We start from the raw sequence: 17260 nt of genomic DNA, 5'->3' as shown, positions 1-17260 counted from the left end.
ATGGTGATTTATGAGCTTATCTCGACACATTCTCCTGGCTCTGTTTGCGGTGGTTGGGCTGTCAGCATGCAGCTCTCTCCCTGAAGAGTTGAATGCGACGACGGAACAAGTGTTAACAGATTACAATACGTTTGCTGAGTCTGAAGGGGTGGCGAGCCAAGATGTTCGTCTTGGGGGCATCATTGCGAAAGTCGACAACTTTAAAGACAAAACACGTGTTGAAATCGTCAATCTACCCATTAGTGACTCTGGTAAGCCTGATATTAGCCAAGAGCCTGATGGTCGTTTTGCAGTTTACTTCGATGGATACGTAGAGCCGGTGGCATTTAGCCAAGGGCGTTTAGTTACCGTGGTAGGCAAGAGTGCAGGGGAAGAAGCCGGAAGAATTGGCGAGCATGACTATATCTTCCCGCTGATTAAAGGTCAGGGCTACCGCTTATGGACGATTGAAGAGCGAGTCCGTACGTACGATACGCCACTTTTCCTCTACCCTTGCTATTCAATTTACTGCCGCATGGAGCGTCACGATTTCCCGCAAGATGGCAGAATCATCAAACAGGTCAAATAATCTGCTATGCATGAGCGTCGATTTGAACTTGCTGCCGGGACCATGGCAGCTCTTGAAATAGGTAATGAAAAAGCGGCTGACTTGTCAGTCGTTTTTCTTCATGGTTGGCTAGACAACGCTGGCAGTTTTAAAGCTTTGATGGACCAAATACATCAGCTCAACCCAGCCCTTCATTTGTTGGCCGTCGATCACTTTGGTCATGGCTTGTCCAGCCACAAATCCTCCGACAATTATTATCCCTTCCACGATTATATTTCCGACCTACACCAGTTATTGGATGAATTATCGCCAAACAGACTCATATTAGTCGGCCATTCGCTTGGTGCTTTAGTCGCAAGTTGCTATAGTGCTGCGTTTCCTGAGCAGGTCGAAGCATTAGTGCAAATCGAAGGTGCAGGGCCTATTACCGAGGCGCCTGCAAATAGTTTGCAACGCCTTCGTGATGGCGTTTTAAGTCGGCAACGACAACGAAATAAGCCAGAACGATCTATTGCATCCTTTGACCTTGCTTTAAAGTTACGCATGCAAGCCAACCAATTAACTGCTGAACAGCTTTTGCCCATTGTCGAGCGCGGAACTGTGCAGCGTGAAAATGTATGGTATTGGCGTCATGACTCCAAGTTAAAATGCGCTTCGCTTTATCGGATGGCGCAAGAGCATGCGAACTCAATCACCAGCCAAATACGTTGTCCACATCTGATCGTATTAGGCGACCAAGGATTTCAGAACTTACCTTCTAACCAAGCAGATTGGGGACAGAATTCACCGCAAGTGATCACTGTCGCAGGTGGTCATCACTGTCATTTAGAGCAAATACTCGAAGTTTCAGGTGCAATTCTTGGTGTAGTTAACAAAAATTAAACAAGTGTTTGGGAGTTTCGTGCTCAAGCACCTCCGCTGTGCTGTAATGGCCGACAAAATAAAAAGGCTGTTATTGTAAGACAGCGATGAACGAGGAGTAATATCGTGGATAAACCATGGCTTTCACGTTATCCAAGTGACGTACCTGAAACCATCAACCCAGACCAATATGAGTCTTTGGTTGAAATGTTTGAGCAGTCTGTACAAAAGTACGCAGACCAACCTGCATTTATGAACATGGGCTCGGTTATGACCTTCCGAAAGCTGGAAGAGCGTAGCCGTGAATTTGCCGCTTACCTACAAAATGAGTTAAAGCTAAAAAAGGGTGACCGAGTTGCTCTGATGATGCCTAACTTGCTTCAATACCCAGTTGCGCTGTTTGGTATTTTGCGTGCAGGTTGTATCGCGGTAAACGTCAATCCGCTCTACACTCCTCGTGAACTAGAACACCAGCTCAACGACTCGGGTGCGACGGCGATCGTGATTGTTTCTAACTTTGCTAATACGTTAGAGCAAATTGTTGAGAACACCTCTGTAAAACATGTTGTGCTGACCAGCCTTGGGCAGATGTTGCCGCGAGCGAAGGGTACGATTGTCGATTTTGTCGTCAAATACGTTAAAGGTATGGTACCGAAATATAACCTGCCTGGTGCAATTTCAATGCGTAAAGCGTTGCACAAAGGCCGCCGTTTGCAGTACGTGAAGCCCTTTATGTCCGGTGATGATATCGCCTTTTTACAATACACAGGTGGTACAACGGGCGTAGCGAAAGGTGCAATCCTGACTCATCGTAATATGATTGCCAACGTATTACAGGCAAAAGGGGCGTACGGTCCGGTTCTGACCCCAGGCAGAGAGTTGGTTGTGACAGCATTACCGCTGTATCACGTATTTGCTTTGACCGTGAACTGCTTACTGTTTATCGAGATGGGGGGCCGTAACCTACTGATTACCAACCCACGTGATATTCCAGGCTTCATTAAAGAGTTACAAAAATACCCGTTTACCGCCATTACCGGGGTGAATACGCTATTTAACGCGTTGGTGAATAATGAAGACTTCCATGAGCTGGACTTCAGCAACCTGCGCCTGTCGGTAGGCGGCGGTATGGCTGTGCAACGCTCAGTAGCAGAGAAATGGCTGAAGACGACAGATTGCTATCTATTGGAAGGTTATGGCCTGACTGAGTGTTCTCCATTAGTTGCTGCTTACCCGCATGATCTTGTTGAATACAATGGCTCTATTGGTTTGCCAGTCCCGTCGACAGAAGTTCGTATTGTCGATGAAGAAGGCAACGCTTTACCGAATACAGAAACGGGTGAGCTTCAAGTTCGTGGTCCTCAGGTGATGCAAGGCTATTGGCAACGTCCAGAAGCAAGTAAAGATACGATCAACGCAGAAGGCTGGTTATCAACCGGTGATATCGTTAAATTTGACGACGAAGGCTTCCTACACATTGTTGACCGGAAGAAAGACATGATTCTGGTCTCTGGCTTCAACGTTTATCCGAACGAGATTGAAGATGTTGTCGCCTTGCACGGTAAAGTGCTGGAAGTTGCAGCGATCGGTCAGCCTAACGAGGCCTCAGGTGAACTGGTCAAAATCTATGTCGTTAAACGTGATCCAAGCTTGACTAAAGATGAAGTGATTGCTCATTGTCGCGAACACCTAACGGGATACAAAGTGCCGAAACTGGTTGAATTCCGTGAAGAATTGCCGAAGACTAACGTCGGTAAAATTCTACGTCGTGTTCTTCGTGAAGAAAACGATGCTGAGCTTGCGAAGAAGAGCGCATAAGTCGATTTCGTGAAGTCGCCGGAATTAAAAAATGATAGAATGCCAGCGTTTTGCTGGCATTTTTTATAGCGAGAAGCATGTGAATTATAAGATTATTACTAAAAACAAAGACCTAGAACAAATTTGCGCTCAAGCCAGAGATGCAGATGTCGTTATGTTGGATACGGAATTTGTACGGATTAGAACTTTCTATCCACAGCTAGGTTTGATTCAGCTTTTCGACGGCAATAATCTTTCCTTAATCGATCCGACTGAATTGACGGACATGTCACCGTTTGTTGCGCTTTTAAAAGACACGTCGGTTCTCAAAGTCCTGCATGCATGTGGTGAAGATCTCGAAGTGTTCCAGAATGCGTTTGGTTGCACGCCATTTCCTATGGTCGATACCCAGCTTATGGCTGCGTTTCTTGGACATGGGCTATCAACAGGCTTTGCCACGCTTGTGGAAGAATATTTAGGTGTTGAATTGGATAAGAGCGAATCTCGCACTGACTGGATGGCTCGTCCACTGACACAAAAGCAGCTTGATTATGCAGCGGCTGACGTTCATTACTTAATGCCGCTTTACGAAATCCTACTCGACAAAGTAACCGAAGCTGGCTGGTGGCACGCAGTACAGCAGGAAAGTGACTTGCTAGTGTCGAAGCGTATTCGCGAAGTAAATGAAGAATATGCTTACCTTGATATTAAAGGTGCCTGGCAGTTGAAACCGTCTGAATTGGCGATCTTAAAGCCGTTGGCAACTTGGCGTTACCGCCAGGCAATCAAACGCGACCTTGCCTTGAACTTTGTTTTCAAAGAAGGGGACTTATTAACCGTTGCGCGTCTTGGCCTTACAAGCTTTAAGAAAATGGAAGCGGAAGGCATTGATATCCGTGCGGTTAACCGTCACGGTGCAAAGATTGCCGATATCGTTAAAAAAGCCAAGCAGACACCTGCTGACGAATATCCTGAGAAAATTGAACGTCTTATGGACTACCCAGGTTACAAGCAGGTTTTCAAAAACATGAAAGATATCGTCAAAAGTGCATCACAGAAATCGGGCCTAGCAACTGAGTTCCTCGCCTCTAAAAAGCAGATCAATCAGTTGCTTAGTTGGGTATGGAAAAAGGAACGTGATCCGGCAAAATTACCTGATGTGATGCAGAACTGGCGCCTGGAACTTATCGGCGAACAAATGAATAAAACGCTTAAATAGACAGAGCTAAGCTATGAAACAGAAAGGTTGGCCAACTAGCCAACCTTTTTTTAATTCACTCACGGACTTTCAAAGCGTCATTCCGACGAGCATAAGCGAGATCAGGAATCTACTCACAGCAAGCGTCAATATTGCAAGCATGAGTGTTTGTTATCAAGCTCGAAAGGATCGATTTAAATTCACAAACACCCAGTGTCTATTTACTTCTCGTCATCTGGTAGCTTTACGTTGAGCTCAAGCACAGAGATATCATCATCTTTATGCTCAAACGTTAAATCGACCATTTTTGGGTCAATATCTACGTATTTACCAATCACCTTCAGGATATCCTCTTTTAACTGAGGCAAATAAGACGGTGCCGGATCATCCTGGCTGCGGCGTTCTGCCACAATAATTTGCAAACGCTCTTTGGCTAGGCTTGCAGTTTTTTTCTTCTGTGGGCGGAAAAATTCTAATAGTGACATGTCTAGCCTCCGAACAGTCGTTTAAACAGCCCTTTCTTCTCCTCTGTAAGGAAACGAAAATCAACCTTATTACCAAGTAAGCGGTCTACCGCGTCAGAGTAAGCCATGCCGGCATCTGTTTGTTCATCAAATGTAACGGGCACACCTTTGTTTGATGCGTTGAGCACCGCTTGGCTTTCAGGAATAACGCCTAGCAGCGGGATGTGCAGGATTTCCTCAACGTCCTCAACACTCAACATTTCACCTTGATTTACACGCATTGGGTTGTAGCGAGTCAACAGAAGGTGTTGCTTCACAGGTTCTAGACCTTGCTCTGAGCGTAGTGATTTCGAATCCAGAATGCCCAAAATACGGTCTGAATCGCGTACGGATGAGACTTCAGGGTTAGTGGTAACAATGGCTTCATCCGCGTAATACAATGCCATCAGAGCACCTTGTTCGATACCTGCTGGTGAATCACAGATGATGAAGTCAAAACCCATCTCGTCCAATTCGGTAAATACACGCTGTACGCCATCTTTCGTGAGTGCGTCTTTATCGCGCGTTTGTGATGCAGGAAGAATAAATAAGTTTTCTGTGCGCTTATCTTTGATCAGCGCTTGGTTTAACGTCGCTTCACCGTTAATGACGTTGACAAAGTCATAAACGACACGGCGCTCACAACCCATAATAAGATCGAGGTTACGCAAACCGATATCGAAATCGATTACCGCTGTCTTATTGCCTTTTAGAGCCAAGCCAGAGGCGATGGCTGCGCTTGAAGTGGTCTTACCGACGCCACCTTTACCAGACGTTACTACAATAATGCGTGCCATTTGTTTTCCTTTTTAGACTATATCGTGAGTGTTTCCAGATGTAATGATTCTTCGGCTTTACTGATCATTACTTTCTTTTGCCAATACTCACTCTCAATTTGATCGCTTAACCAGTAATCTCCAGCAATAGATACTAGTTCTGCTTGTAAATCGTGGCAAATTATCCGCGCTTCATGCTGCCCACTTGCACCTGCAATTGCGCGCCCGCGCAAAGTTCCGTGAATATGAATAGAACCGTCGGCAATGACTTCGGCTCCTGCGCTAACATGTGCTAGTACCACTAAATCACCATCTTTTGCATAAATTTGCTGACCGGATCGAACCGGCGTATGGATGAACTTAGTCGGTGCCATTTTCGCTGGCGCCTGGCTTGGAGATTTGCTTGCAGACATAATCGCAAAGCCCGCTGCAGAAGCAAGGTTTTGTACACGTTTGTCTTTGCAACCCGCAACACCAACCGGAATAAACCCCGCATCGGCAATGCCTTGCTTGAGTTTAGGGAAATCAATGTCGCCTTCGACTTTTGCTATATTGATAACCAAAGGTGCCGATGCAAAGAAAGAAGGTGCCTGAGACACTTTTTCTTGCAAAAATTCGATAGTTTTTTCTATCTTGCTGTCAGAAAGGTGTAAAACTGACAAAGTAAAGCTGCTACCTTTAAGGTCTGGTGAATGGGTCATCGTGGACTTGTTGCCTCTGTTGAAAGAGCGTTGCCTTAAACTAGGTCTATCATGTTATATTCCATCTTTTGGCGCAGCAAGTTCTCTAGCAAGCAATTCGGTGAATTAATCTCAAATTTGCTATTAAGTTTGCGGCAATTTTACGTTTCCAACTAAATCCGTACATAAAACGGGTAAATCAGCATAAAAGGCGTGTCATGCTTTGTTCTATTTATAAAAGCTCTAAAAAAGAAGGTACTTATCTCTATATTCCGAAAAAGGATGATTTTTCACAGGTTCCTGACACCTTGATGCAGATGTTCGGTAAGCCTATCGCTGTCATGACGATTAAACTTGATGGTCGTACATTGGCACAGGTGGATATCGAAAAAGTGAAAGTCTCGTTGCAGAATGACGGCTTCTTCCTTCAAGTTCCGCCACCACCGGAAAACCTATTAGAAAAATATAAAGAACAAAAAGCTCAGCAAAAAGACGAAAAATAATCGCGTGTCTTGCTGAGACTTCTGCCTTGCTCAAGGAGGGCAATATGAAAAAAATACTGGCTACACTGCTTAGCGTTGGCATGTGTGCCTCAGCCTTTGCAAGTAGCGAAGGTTTTGAGGAATACTTAGATAAGTTGCGTGCCGAAGCGCGTGCTCAAGGCATCTCCGAGCAAGTAATCAGCGCGGCATTCGCCAATGTGGAATATAAGCCACGAGCGGTGAAAGCAGACCGAAACCAACCAGAGAAAAAACTGACGCTGGATGAGTACATTCCTCGTGCAGTCCCAGAGTGGAAGGTTAAGCAAGCGAAAGAATTATACAAAGCACACTATACGGAGCTTAAACGCATTGGTGATGCCTTCGGCGTTCAGCCACGTTTTATAGTTGCCTTGTGGGGTGTGGAAAGTAATTTCGGTAAATTTACCGGTAATTTCCGCGTGATAGATGCGCTTTCTACCATGGCATTTGAAGGTCGCCGTGAAGAGTTCTTCCGTAAAGAAACCATGGCTGCCCTTCAGATTCTGGATCAAGGCCATATTGAACTTGAGAATTTCAAAGGCTCTTGGGCAGGCGCGATGGGGCAATGTCAGTTTATGCCAAGCTCCTTCCTGCGTTTTGCGGCCGATGGCAATGGCGACGGCAAGAAAGACATCTGGCAAACCAAAGCGGACGTGTTTGCTTCAACCGCTAACTACCTGAGCAAGTCTGGATGGGATGATAAGTACACTTGGGGACGTCAGGTCAAAGTTCCAAGAGGTATTGACCATAACTTGGAAGGTCGAACCGAAGAGAAAGGTAAGTACCTGCAAGAGTGGAGCAAATTAGGTATTACCAAGTTTGATGGTAGCCCGTTACCTAAACTGGACGACGATATCAAAGCTTGGCTGATTATGCCTGACGATGAAAACGGTCGGACTTATCTGGTTTACAATAACTACAATGTGTTGATGAAGTGGAATCGCTCTTACTACTTCGCGCTTGCTGTTAGCCACTTAGCTGATCGCATCACATACTAGTTCCTGAATAAATAATCATTGTTAAGGGCTCTTCGGAGCCCTTTGTTTTTCTGTATTTAAATCGAGGTAATTTGTGTTATCTGAACGTGCTGCGCAAATGGTCATCTTCTCTGCATTGATCAAACATAAAAGCTTCACGGCGGCAGCAAAAAGCCTCGGCGTATCCGTTTCTCACGTCAGTAAGCAGCTTAGCCAGTTAGAGGACTCTCTTGGTATCAAGTTGGTCCAACGCACCACGCGAAGTTTTACCCCAACAGAAGCAGGCAAGACCTTTTTTCATCACTGTGAGCAGGTGGTCCAGGCTGTCAGCAGTGCAACGCTGGAAATGGAAAGTCAGAGAGATGAAGTGGCTGGGTTAGTTCGTTTAGGCATATCGCAATCCTTCGGCACGTTACATATCATCCCTGCCATTCAGGAGTTAAGGGAACGGTACCCTCAGCTTGAGGTTGAAGTTCACTTGTTTGACTACAAGGTAGACATGTTGGCAGAAGGACTGGATCTTTGGGTGACGAACAATGAACACTTGCCCGAGGGTTACATCGCGCAGCGGCTGACAGATTGCCAGTTTGTTGTCGCGGCTTCACCGGATTACTTGCTAAAACACGATAAGCCAACAGAACCGAACGATTTATCTTTGCACAACTGCCTGATTTACAGAAGTTGGGAGCGTGATTACACCGGATGGGCATTTACCAAAGACCATCAGGAACTCAACGTGAAAGTTTCTGGTAATTATTCCGTCGATTTGGCAGAGGCCGTTCGTGACGCCGCGATTGCAGGGTGGGGCATAGCTTACCTTGCGACGTATTTGTTAGGAGATGAATTCAGAACCGGTAAGCTGATTCAATTGCTACCAGACTGGAAGGCCAGCCAGTCGATGCCATTCTATGCGGTTTATCCGAGCCGACAGCATATGCCAAAAAAAATATCGGCGGTGATCAACTTTATAAAACAGAAGATTGGCAACCCGTGTCATTGGGACCAAAGATTAGCGCCGTATATCTCCATTCCCAAGTCATGATGAATGTACACATAAGGTGACTTTTGTCACAAAATTTTTTCTTAATTCATAAACAATTTTTCCATATGGAAATAATAATAAAAAGCAAACGTTTATCATTAGTAAATTCAGTGGCTTAATGTTTAGTTTAAATATTGACCACTGAAACTTTTCACACTGTTAACAACCTCAAGTTGCAGCATTTTGAGTCCGCTATACAATCCGACGCCTTTACCATTCCCCTTCTGTCGGACCCAATTTATGAACTCACTTATTGGTATCGTAGCCATACTCTTCGTAGCATGGCTACTTTCTACAAATAGAAAAAATATAAAGCTCAGAACCGTCTCACTTGCTTTTGCCTTACAGGTATTGTTCGCATTATTGGTTCTGTATGTGCCAGCGGGGCGAGACGCTCTAAATTCAGTGAGCAGCGTAGTATCGAACTTAATCAACTATGGTCAGGAAGGCATTGCGTTTTTATTCGGCAATTTGGCGACAGGCGGATTCACTTTCGCTATCAATGTACTGGGGATTATTGTCTTCTTCTCTTCTCTTATCGCTAGCCTTTATCACATTGGTGTGATGCCAAGAATGATTAACTTTATCGGTGGTGGTATCCAAAAGCTGTTAGGCATTGGTCGTGCTGAATCTTTATCTGCTACAGCCAATATCTTTGTTGGTACGATTGAAGCGCCATTAATGGTCAAGCCTTACCTAAAGCACATGACGGATTCTCAGTTCTTTGCAGTAATGACTGGTGGTCTGGCGTCGGTTGCTGGTGGTACGTTGGTAGGCTATGCATCATTAGGCGTTGATTTAAATTACCTTATCGCGGCAGCGTTTATGTCTGCACCAGCGGGCTTGTTGATGGCTAAGATTCTGATGCCGGAAGACGCTAACCAAGCTGAGGAAATCGATCTTAACCAAGTTGAAATCCCACGAGCAACCAATGTGGTTGAAGCATTGGCAGATGGCGCGATGGCGGGTGTTCGTATCGCGGTTGCCGTTGGTGGCACGCTGTTGGCTTTCATCAGTGTGATTGCATTGCTTAACGGTATTTTGGGATGGTTTGGCGATCTTATCGGCACGCCATTAAGCTTCGAACTCGTTTTGGGCTACGTATTTGCGCCAGTTGCGTGGCTGTTAGGTGTGCCATGGGCAGAGGCGATCACGGCAGGTTCTCTGATCGGTAATAAGATCGTGGTGAATGAATTCGTTGCTTTCATCCAACTTGCAGAAGTGAAATCTGAACTCAGTGCTCATTCTCAAGCGATCGTGACGTTTGCACTGTGTGGTTTTGCGAATATCTCAAGTATGGCGATGCTTATTGGTGGCTTAGGTTCACTGGTACCAGAGAAGCGTGCCTTTGTTTCTAAGCATGGGTTCCGAGCAATTATCGCTGGTGTGATGGCGAACTTAATGAGCGCATCCATCGCTGGTGTGATTTTGAGTCTGTAAACACGAACATCTGATTCGCTCAAGTAGAAAAAAGGCTCCTTATCCAGGAGCCTTTTTCGTACTTAGTATTCTGTCATTACTTGTCAGTATGGAACTGCTCACAAGCCAGCATGGTATTTTCAATCAGGCTTGCCACTGTCATTGGGCCAACGCCCCCCGGTACTGGGGTAATAAAGCTCGCGCTTTCACGTGCTTTATCGTATTCCACGTCGCCAACTAACTTACCAGAGTCAAGACGGTTGATACCCACATCGACAACCACAGCGCCTTTCTTAATCCATTCGCCAGGAATGAAGTTTGGTTTACCCACTGCGACAACAACGACGTCTGCTTGACGAACGTAGCTCTCTAGGTCTTTGGTAAAGCGGTGGCAGGTTGTCGTTGTGCAGCCAGCTAGCAGAAGCTCAAGTGTCATTGGACGACCAACGATGTTTGAAGCGCCAACCACAACGGCGTGTTTACCACGAAGATTAATATTGTAGCGGTCGAGCAGGGTAATAATACCTTTTGGCGTACAAGAGCGCAGTTTAGGGATACGCTGAGCCAGGCGACCTACGTTGTAAGGGTGGAAGCCATCAACGTCTTTTTCTGGATGAATACGCTCTAAAACGTGAGTACTATCAATACCAGCTGGAAGCGGAAGCTGAACTAAAATACCATCAATTTCGTTGTCATTATTTAACTCATCGATCAACGTTAGCAATTCTGCTTCAGTGGTTGATGCAGGAAGGTCAAAAGACTTGGATACAAAACCCACTTCTTCACAAGCGCGGCGCTTACTGCCAACGTAAACTTGAGAAGCAGGGTCTTCACCAACTAGAACAACTGCAAGGCCAGGGGCACGTAATCCCGCTTCAACGCGAGCTTTTACACGTGCTGCAACTTCAGAACGAACAGTTTGGGAAATAAGGGTCCCGTCTATATTTTGAGCAGTCATGACTTTCCTTATAAATTTAGAAGGCAAATAATCTGCGCGCATTGTCGCAGAATTTCTATTTAACATCCATACGCAAACGTTTGCTCCGAGGTGTTTTTGAGCATCCACTGCTTCACTGACCTTTTTTTAGGCATTCAGATCATAATGTTACTAAAAGCCGTTGATTTACCCGTTTGAACTCGTATAATCCTTTCCCTGTAGCGCGCCCTTAGCTCAGCTGGATAGAGCACGTCCCTTCTAAGGATGTGGTCATAGGTTCTTATATAGTATAGAGGCGCAGTGCATACGTAAATTTAGAAAATGCACCTTCGGGGGTGTAGCTCAGTTGGATAGAGCAACGGCCTTCTAAGCCGTCGGTCTTGGGTTCGAATCCCAACACTCCCGCCATATTTGTTTTAAGTTCAAGAACTTAAAGAAAAAGCCATCGGCTCATTAGTCGGTGGCTTTTTTTCGTCTATTGTTTTTGTTGCACTCGCTTGCACTTGTATATAGGATGGAAAAGTATAACTAATTAGTGCATAAGTAGGTGCAGATGGAATATGTTTCGTTCAGATTGGCCACAGGGCAAAAATCTTATGCTCTCTACATGGATGGTATTCCTGTTGATGGATATAATTCTTACATAAATGAACTTGCCAGAACTGAACCTCCTAACACGGTAAAAAATAAGGCGTCAGATCTACGTATCTTTTTTCGATACCTAGACGCATTAAGTGATCCAGACGAAATTGCAACATTAGAAGTTGGCGTTAAAACAGGTACCCCTCTCCTGACAGAGATAATTTTGCAGTTTCCAAATTATCTTTCTATGGGCGTCCATTCTTCAAGTGAAACTCTCTCGTATTTGGCAGCCCAAAAAACAAGACGCAATCCAACTAAACATGAAACTAACCAAAGGATAGTTTCTTCGGTTCGGGGGTTTTTAAAGGAATCCGCACGATTTCAAGCTGAATTTCAAATGGCATCTGAGTTGGAGTTAATTGATTTATCCTTGTCTCCTCAAGTCATGTTTGGAGAAGCTCTATTTAGAAAAGAAATTCCAGAGGCTCAACGAAAAGCTTTGCTTAAAAAATCTGTCCTCGCAGGCGTAGTTAGGCATGGGCCTAAACTCAGTAGAACTACCATTCTAAAGGCTAGAAAATCGTCCTACGCATCTCCGCCTGTGGGTAGTTCTCTAAAGAAAGCTCTGCCACATGAGGATGCGATTCCTGTACTAAATGAAACAACAACCTTAAGGGATCTCTTGTTTTTATCACTTCTGATGGGGACTGGGCTGAGGGAAATTGAAGCAGCCAATACCTTGCTACAAGACATCGACATTAAGAACAAGAAAATAAAATGTATTCACCCTAAAACAAGACCACTTGCTTATGGTAACGAATATGAGGCTATAAGTGGTGAGACTGCCCATAGCGCAGCTTATAAGGGGCGAACGACTCCTGAAACATTTTTTATTGAGCCGTTTAGAACTATCTTTTTCGAAACATTACAGCAGTACTTAATCAAGGAGAGGCAACCGCTACAGGTTGCACACAGCTTTTTGTTTGTTGTACTGAGACGAGGAGATTACCTTGGTCGCCCCTTAGCGCTTTCATCAGATGCTACTAGACAGTACATTCTTAAGCAGTGCCTTAAAAAAGTATATGGAAGCAGAAGGTTGCCAGTTCCACGCGGATGGGCCTTACACTCTCTTCGACATATGTATGGCGTTCACTGCTTGAACTATGTGGTCATTGGTTTTAGAGCTGATGGCACTCCAATCCGAGGGCTTGATAAGCAAGTTGTCCAACAACTTATGGCACATGCCGATATAACTTCCACAGAAGTATATGCAATACCTGAAATCGACCTTACTCAAGAAAAGGTTGATAAGGCTTTGCAGCTAATTCAGAGTGGAATAATACAAAGCGACCAAAAACTTTTACTTAACAGCCACTTTGGAGCTGAGTTGAAATAATGTCCCAACCATACCCTTGTTATACACCGGAAAATCTAGAGGCTCTCGCTCGATCATTGACCGAGGATTTGGAAGAGCTTAGCTCATCAAAAGAACCGCAAAAAAACAAACAACAAAGAATGTGGTGCGTATGGTGGCTCCACAACAATGTGTCCTTGTGGACGAGAGAAATGATCGAAATCCTTTTGGATAATGTTTGTGTTGCCCCTACTTGGGTTGAGGTCATGGATCAACTATTTCCCAACACAAGCATCAATGATCAACAAAAGAAATTCTTTCGTTCGACATTGAGTGCACTTCTAGCTAATGCGGCAAGAAAAAAGGTTGCCATCTTACCTGCTCATTTCCGTTTCGAAAAAGAAGTGAAACAAGAAATTTTTGGGAGAAACCCCATCAGCTTATGTTACCCAAAGCTAGCCTTAGAAATTTGGGTTGATACTACAGAGAAATCAAGACAAACATATGGTGAGGTATTAACTTCAAGATTTGATGACTTGGATATTCTTTACAGATCTTTGACTAGCCAAACTGCGACCCTTTCTAGATATATGATCTGCCGAGGAATTGAATCGTTTGAAGATATGACGGTCGAGTCGTTCACTGACTTTCGAATAGATCATTATCATTACAAGCCAACTTCTGAACTTTCTTGGAAGCAAGTGTGTCAACACCTTGAGCGTAAGGGATTGCTACCTAATGGTTGGGTGGAACAGTGTATAGAGTTATACCATAGTCAAAAAGCGAAAGTGATTGCTACAACCGCAATGTCAACAGGAAAGGCTCCTTCAAAGCGTAGTGGTTACATATCAAATACATTCGGTGAATTCGAGTCTTTGGCTCAAGGCGCTCAAAATATTGCCTTAGGGCCAGTATATAAACAAGGTGTAAAACTACTTTACGCTCAAAATATTAGAGAAGATGTTGTCTCATTTGGTGATTTCAAAATAAGTCGTAAACTAGGTGATTACGCAACCGCCAACATTGGCGTTGATAACAACAACTTATGGAAAACGACTCAACTTTCATGGACAGATTTAAGCGATATCGAGCGTAATACATCTAAATATAGAATGAATAGCCTCCAATATCTCAATGCTTATATCTTTGAGTATTTGCCATGGTTTTATAAAAAATATCCCAATTGCTTTTTTGAATATCCAGATACACCAAGTAAATTTCTTAGTTCTGTCTTTGTCAAAACAGACCCTGTTATTGATACAATCTATCAAAGTAAAGCTAAGCTGCAAGGTAAAGAAGTTATCTACCCGATGTCTCTTCTATCATTTATTGAGGGTATGACTGGCGCAACATCGACCAAGAAGAATAGCAAATCAATTAACTCGAACCAGCTAAGAGATTGTTGTGCTTCTTTACGTAGATACTTCGAATATACAATGGAGCGGTACGGCGGTATTGAAGGTCTAGACCTTAAGCAAAACCCTATTCCCGCACTCAATCATGTTGGGTACAGACGTTCAGGTAAGACTCAAAAGGACACATTTAACATAGGGTATTGGGTTGTATTTCGAATGTGGCTTAAAGAATTTGCTAAGGCGGTTCTATTCACATCGTCCATTCAGGTTGAAAAAGCAACCTCACCAGTTGGACGTAAGGCATTACAAGTATCAAGGAGTAACTTATCAAAAATCAAAGGGTTTGAGCACATCAACGAAATTTCACACTCAGAAGACTTTAGTGTTTATAACATTCCGACTTCAATAGATATTGGTGGAAGAGAACTTCCAATGGGTGAGGTGTGTTTACCAAGCTGGATGACTCCTCGTACCAGAAAAATGATTGTGGGTGAGAAGTCTACAAGAGTTGATACTGGAAATTATCAGCAAGCTCTCAGTCTGTGTGTTTCGGCTTATGCAGGACAGAGATCATCAAACAGTGCTTACCTTTGTGCCGACACATTTGATGCAGATTACATTCCTACAATTACTGATGATCCTACAAGCACTCATGTCCCACTGCGTGTAAGAGCCGATAAGGTCAAACCAGAAGGGTTAGAAAGCTGTATTCAAGAAGATGTAATGATGATGCTATGTCATGCGAAGGAGATGAGACAAAACTATACTGATAAAGCTTTCTCTGAGCCAATATTTTATCAAGATAATGAGCAGTCATCTAAAGGTTCGTTTCGTCCTCTTCTTCAAGGTACAGCAAACCATAATGGCATTCACGTTAACATGTCTCCGTATATTTTTATTTTTGAGCAATGGTTGAATAAGCATAACGTTGAATTTGATACGAAGATCACCTTGACACCAACGAACCTTTCGGTAGAACAATTCGAAATTGTGAAAGAGAATAAGCTAACGGAATTGACAAAAGTTTATTTGTGTCAGTATCAGGATATGGATGAACCAGTAGCTTTTTCTCCGTTAGTCCCTAAAACTACCATCACGCCACATAGCCTGCGAGTACAGTTAGTTACTGTAATTCATATCACTACAGGCGACTCAGATGCAGTGAAAGCATTTACAGGCCAAAGCAAGGGGGTAATTGGCTTCTATACTAAAGCGACACCGGAGGATGCTGCATCCCTTTCCACAGTCAAAGATAAAATGGTATCAAGTGATAACGTTGTCTCTGCGGAGGAGGGGGTTATTACGGAAGATCATCTAATTCAGATGTTTGACTCTAATGGGGGATATGAGGGAGACAAGTTACCGTTTTTTGCGGGTTCAGGGGATGCATTGATAGTGCTTCGTGAGTCAGGAGGGCGAGGCTTAGCCATTAATTATACTCATATCTGCCCTTACAACAATCAGTGTCCAGAAGAGGTTATTAATGAACATGGTCGTATGAACTGCCATGAATGTTCACACGCCTGTATTACAGGTCACAACAAGGTTGCAATTGCTGCTGCTGCACGTAAGGCGCTCGACGAGGCGAGAGAGTATTCTGCTATGCTTCTTCTGTCGACAAACAATTCTGAAAAATCTCATTTAGAGATGAAATGTAATGAGCAGATCCGCATCGCGTCACATTGGCTTACAAAGCACAACTATATTCGTCAAAACCCAGATAAATATGTGATTTCAGGTTTCAATGCTCTCGAACAATACAAATACGTACCTGATGATGAAGTTTCAAATGGTTTAATGGCTCGACTTAAAGAAGTTAGCGGAACCCCTTCACTTCAAAGTCAGCATCTTAAACGTGTAGCCTCAACGCTTGCATCGAAGCTTCGAGTAAAGCTGCAACGACAGCAAATCCCCGAGTTGTCCCCAAATACTAAAATGATGTTGGAGTTTGACCCTGTAAAATATGTTGTTCAAAACTTGAATATGCTCGCTCAACTTAAAGGTACTGACCCTGAATCTCTTCTTGTTGAAACAATGAAGCAAGACACAGAAGTGCCACTATTAGAGGAACTTGGACTTGTCTAAAGATATCAAATGTTACGATGAGATGCTTAAGCACCAAATGAAGGGGGTTTTTGATCGTAAAACAGTAATAGAACGCATCCTTAGAGATCTGGACTGTGATTCCTATAGTAGCTTCACTGCTCTAACTAATGCAGTTGCTGATAGGTACACCAAACAGAAGGGTGAGCCTATGAGCGGTTCTACGCTCAGGAGAAATGACAGTAAATATAGGCTTCTAGTTGAGAGTTATTACAATACTGAAGCTCGTATGAAGAAGCAGTCCCAAAATAAAGAGTCTCAGTTGCAGGAGCAATTGATGATTTCAGAACTTCAATTAAGTCAAGCGACAGCCGATCTAAACGCAACCCGTAAGGCACTTCAGAACGCGAATTCTGAGATTGATAGACTAAAGCTATCAGATATTCAATCTCGAACGGATGGAGGTTTGATTCAAGAGTACTCAGACAAAGAAGTTGCTGCTTATAAAGTCTTAGTTGAATTAGTAAAAGCATGTGATGAGGCAGGATTGGAGCTTGATGGATACCAGATCACGACTTTAGGTTTACAAGGAGTAAAAACTTTAATTAATCAGGAAAAGTGTCCATCGTTCTTTAAGTGGTACAGGGAACAACTTAAGGGTTAGTTTG

General features: G+C 43.8%; 15 protein-coding genes and 1 tRNA gene. 12 read left to right on the top strand and 4 right to left on the bottom strand.

Features of this window, described 5'->3' with window-relative positions; genetic code table 11:
- The first annotated feature begins 10 nt into the window (after positions 1–10).
- The 4 genes from RXX31_RS17360 (at position 11) to rnd (ending at position 4424) form a co-directional block, all read left to right on the top strand.
- A complete protein-coding gene (locus tag RXX31_RS17360; RefSeq protein WP_317590901.1) occupies positions 11–568 on the top strand; it encodes a Slp family lipoprotein in 558 nt (185 codons plus the stop codon).
- A gap of 6 nt (positions 569–574) precedes the next feature.
- The gene (locus RXX31_RS17355; protein ID WP_317590900.1) at positions 575–1429 is read left to right on the top strand and encodes an alpha/beta hydrolase; all 855 of its coding nucleotides are present in this window, start codon (positions 575–577) and stop codon (positions 1427–1429) included.
- A 105-nt stretch (positions 1430–1534) separates the two neighbouring features.
- On the top strand, positions 1535–3226 hold the full coding sequence (gene fadD / locus RXX31_RS17350; protein WP_317590899.1) for a long-chain-fatty-acid--CoA ligase FadD: 1692 nt from the start codon (positions 1535–1537) through the stop codon (positions 3224–3226).
- A gap of 79 nt (positions 3227–3305) precedes the next feature.
- Positions 3306–4424 carry a ribonuclease D gene (rnd, locus tag RXX31_RS17345; RefSeq protein ID WP_317590898.1) on the top strand — a complete coding sequence of 373 codons (1119 nt, stop codon included), beginning with the start codon at positions 3306–3308 and terminating at the stop codon, positions 4422–4424.
- Positions 4425–4624: 200 nt separating this feature from the next.
- Here the strand turns inward: rnd and minE are convergent, their stop codons facing one another.
- The 3 genes from minE to minC are packed head-to-tail and all read right to left on the bottom strand — an operon-like array spanning position 4625 to position 6383.
- Positions 4625–4888, bottom strand: coding sequence for a cell division topological specificity factor MinE (gene minE / locus RXX31_RS17340; RefSeq protein WP_317590897.1), 264 nt, complete (start codon positions 4886–4888; stop codon positions 4625–4627).
- A 2-nt stretch (positions 4889–4890) separates the two neighbouring features.
- Positions 4891–5703, bottom strand: coding sequence for a septum site-determining protein MinD (gene minD / locus RXX31_RS17335; RefSeq protein ID WP_317590896.1), 813 nt, complete (start codon positions 5701–5703; stop codon positions 4891–4893).
- A gap of 17 nt (positions 5704–5720) precedes the next feature.
- The gene (gene minC, locus RXX31_RS17330) at positions 5721–6383 is read right to left on the bottom strand and encodes a septum site-determining protein MinC (RefSeq protein WP_317590895.1); all 663 of its coding nucleotides are present in this window, start codon (positions 6381–6383) and stop codon (positions 5721–5723) included.
- Between the two features lie 197 nt (positions 6384–6580).
- Between minC and RXX31_RS17325 the strand changes: the two genes are divergently transcribed.
- From RXX31_RS17325 to RXX31_RS17310, 4 genes are all read left to right on the top strand, one after another.
- Positions 6581–6865, top strand: coding sequence for a YcgL domain-containing protein (locus RXX31_RS17325; protein WP_317590893.1), 285 nt, complete (start codon positions 6581–6583; stop codon positions 6863–6865).
- A gap of 44 nt (positions 6866–6909) precedes the next feature.
- Positions 6910–7881, top strand: a complete 972-nt coding sequence (locus RXX31_RS17320; protein WP_317590891.1) for a lytic murein transglycosylase — start codon at positions 6910–6912, stop codon at positions 7879–7881.
- A 73-nt stretch (positions 7882–7954) separates the two neighbouring features.
- Positions 7955–8902: a LysR family transcriptional regulator gene (locus RXX31_RS17315; protein ID WP_317590889.1), complete on the top strand. Its 948-nt coding sequence runs from the start codon at positions 7955–7957 to the stop codon at positions 8900–8902.
- 240 nt (positions 8903–9142) lie between these two features.
- A complete protein-coding gene (locus RXX31_RS17310) occupies positions 9143–10342 on the top strand; it encodes a NupC/NupG family nucleoside CNT transporter (protein WP_317590888.1) in 1200 nt (399 codons plus the stop codon).
- A 76-nt stretch (positions 10343–10418) separates the two neighbouring features.
- On the opposite strand, the gene folD is transcribed toward RXX31_RS17310, so the two are convergent.
- The gene (gene folD / locus RXX31_RS17305) at positions 10419–11279 is read right to left on the bottom strand and encodes a bifunctional methylenetetrahydrofolate dehydrogenase/methenyltetrahydrofolate cyclohydrolase FolD (protein ID WP_317590886.1); all 861 of its coding nucleotides are present in this window, start codon (positions 11277–11279) and stop codon (positions 10419–10421) included.
- Between the two features lie 310 nt (positions 11280–11589).
- On the opposite strand from folD, the gene RXX31_RS17300 reads away from it, so the two are divergent.
- The 4 genes from RXX31_RS17300 to RXX31_RS17285 all read left to right on the top strand — a co-directional run bounded on the left by RXX31_RS17300 (position 11590) and on the right by RXX31_RS17285 (position 17256).
- Positions 11590–11666: transfer RNA gene (locus RXX31_RS17300), tRNA-Arg, on the top strand.
- A 145-nt stretch (positions 11667–11811) separates the two neighbouring features.
- Positions 11812–13236, top strand: coding sequence for a tyrosine-type recombinase/integrase (locus RXX31_RS17295; RefSeq protein ID WP_310953289.1), 1425 nt, complete (start codon positions 11812–11814; stop codon positions 13234–13236).
- Positions 13237–13406: 170 nt separating this feature from the next.
- Positions 13407–16634: a hypothetical protein gene (locus tag RXX31_RS17290; protein ID WP_317590884.1), complete on the top strand. Its 3228-nt coding sequence runs from the start codon at positions 13407–13409 to the stop codon at positions 16632–16634.
- Entirely contained in the window at positions 16627–17256 is a 630-nt protein-coding gene (locus RXX31_RS17285) for a hypothetical protein (protein ID WP_317590883.1), read from the top strand. The genes RXX31_RS17290 and RXX31_RS17285 overlap by 8 nt, the downstream gene beginning before the upstream one ends.
- Positions 17257–17260 lie beyond the last annotated feature (4 nt).

This window comes from Vibrio sp. EA2, assembly GCF_033042495.1.
Taxonomy (GTDB): Bacteria; Pseudomonadota; Gammaproteobacteria; order Enterobacterales; family Vibrionaceae; genus Vibrio.
The sequence above is the reverse complement of the archived record's forward strand: the minus strand, read 5'-3'. Positions and strand labels throughout refer to the sequence as shown.

Coding starts and splice junctions, on each gene's coding strand:
- RXX31_RS17360 (WP_317590901.1), top strand. CDS start 11: ATGAGCTTATCTCGACACATTCTCCTGGCTCTGTTTGCGGTGGTTGGG.
- RXX31_RS17355 (WP_317590900.1), top strand. CDS start 575: ATGCATGAGCGTCGATTTGAACTTGCTGCCGGGACCATGGCAGCTCTT.
- minE (WP_317590897.1), bottom strand. CDS start 4,888: ATGTCACTATTAGAATTTTTCCGCCCACAGAAGAAAAAAACTGCAAGC.
- minD (WP_317590896.1), bottom strand. CDS start 5,703: ATGGCACGCATTATTGTAGTAACGTCTGGTAAAGGTGGCGTCGGTAAG.
- minC (WP_317590895.1), bottom strand. CDS start 6,383: ATGACCCATTCACCAGACCTTAAAGGTAGCAGCTTTACTTTGTCAGTT.
- RXX31_RS17325 (WP_317590893.1), top strand. CDS start 6,581: ATGCTTTGTTCTATTTATAAAAGCTCTAAAAAAGAAGGTACTTATCTC.
- RXX31_RS17320 (WP_317590891.1), top strand. CDS start 6,910: ATGAAAAAAATACTGGCTACACTGCTTAGCGTTGGCATGTGTGCCTCA.
- RXX31_RS17310 (WP_317590888.1), top strand. CDS start 9,143: ATGAACTCACTTATTGGTATCGTAGCCATACTCTTCGTAGCATGGCTA.
- folD (WP_317590886.1), bottom strand. CDS start 11,279: ATGACTGCTCAAAATATAGACGGGACCCTTATTTCCCAAACTGTTCGT.
- RXX31_RS17295 (WP_310953289.1), top strand. CDS start 11,812: ATGGAATATGTTTCGTTCAGATTGGCCACAGGGCAAAAATCTTATGCT.
- RXX31_RS17290 (WP_317590884.1), top strand. CDS start 13,407: ATGATCGAAATCCTTTTGGATAATGTTTGTGTTGCCCCTACTTGGGTT.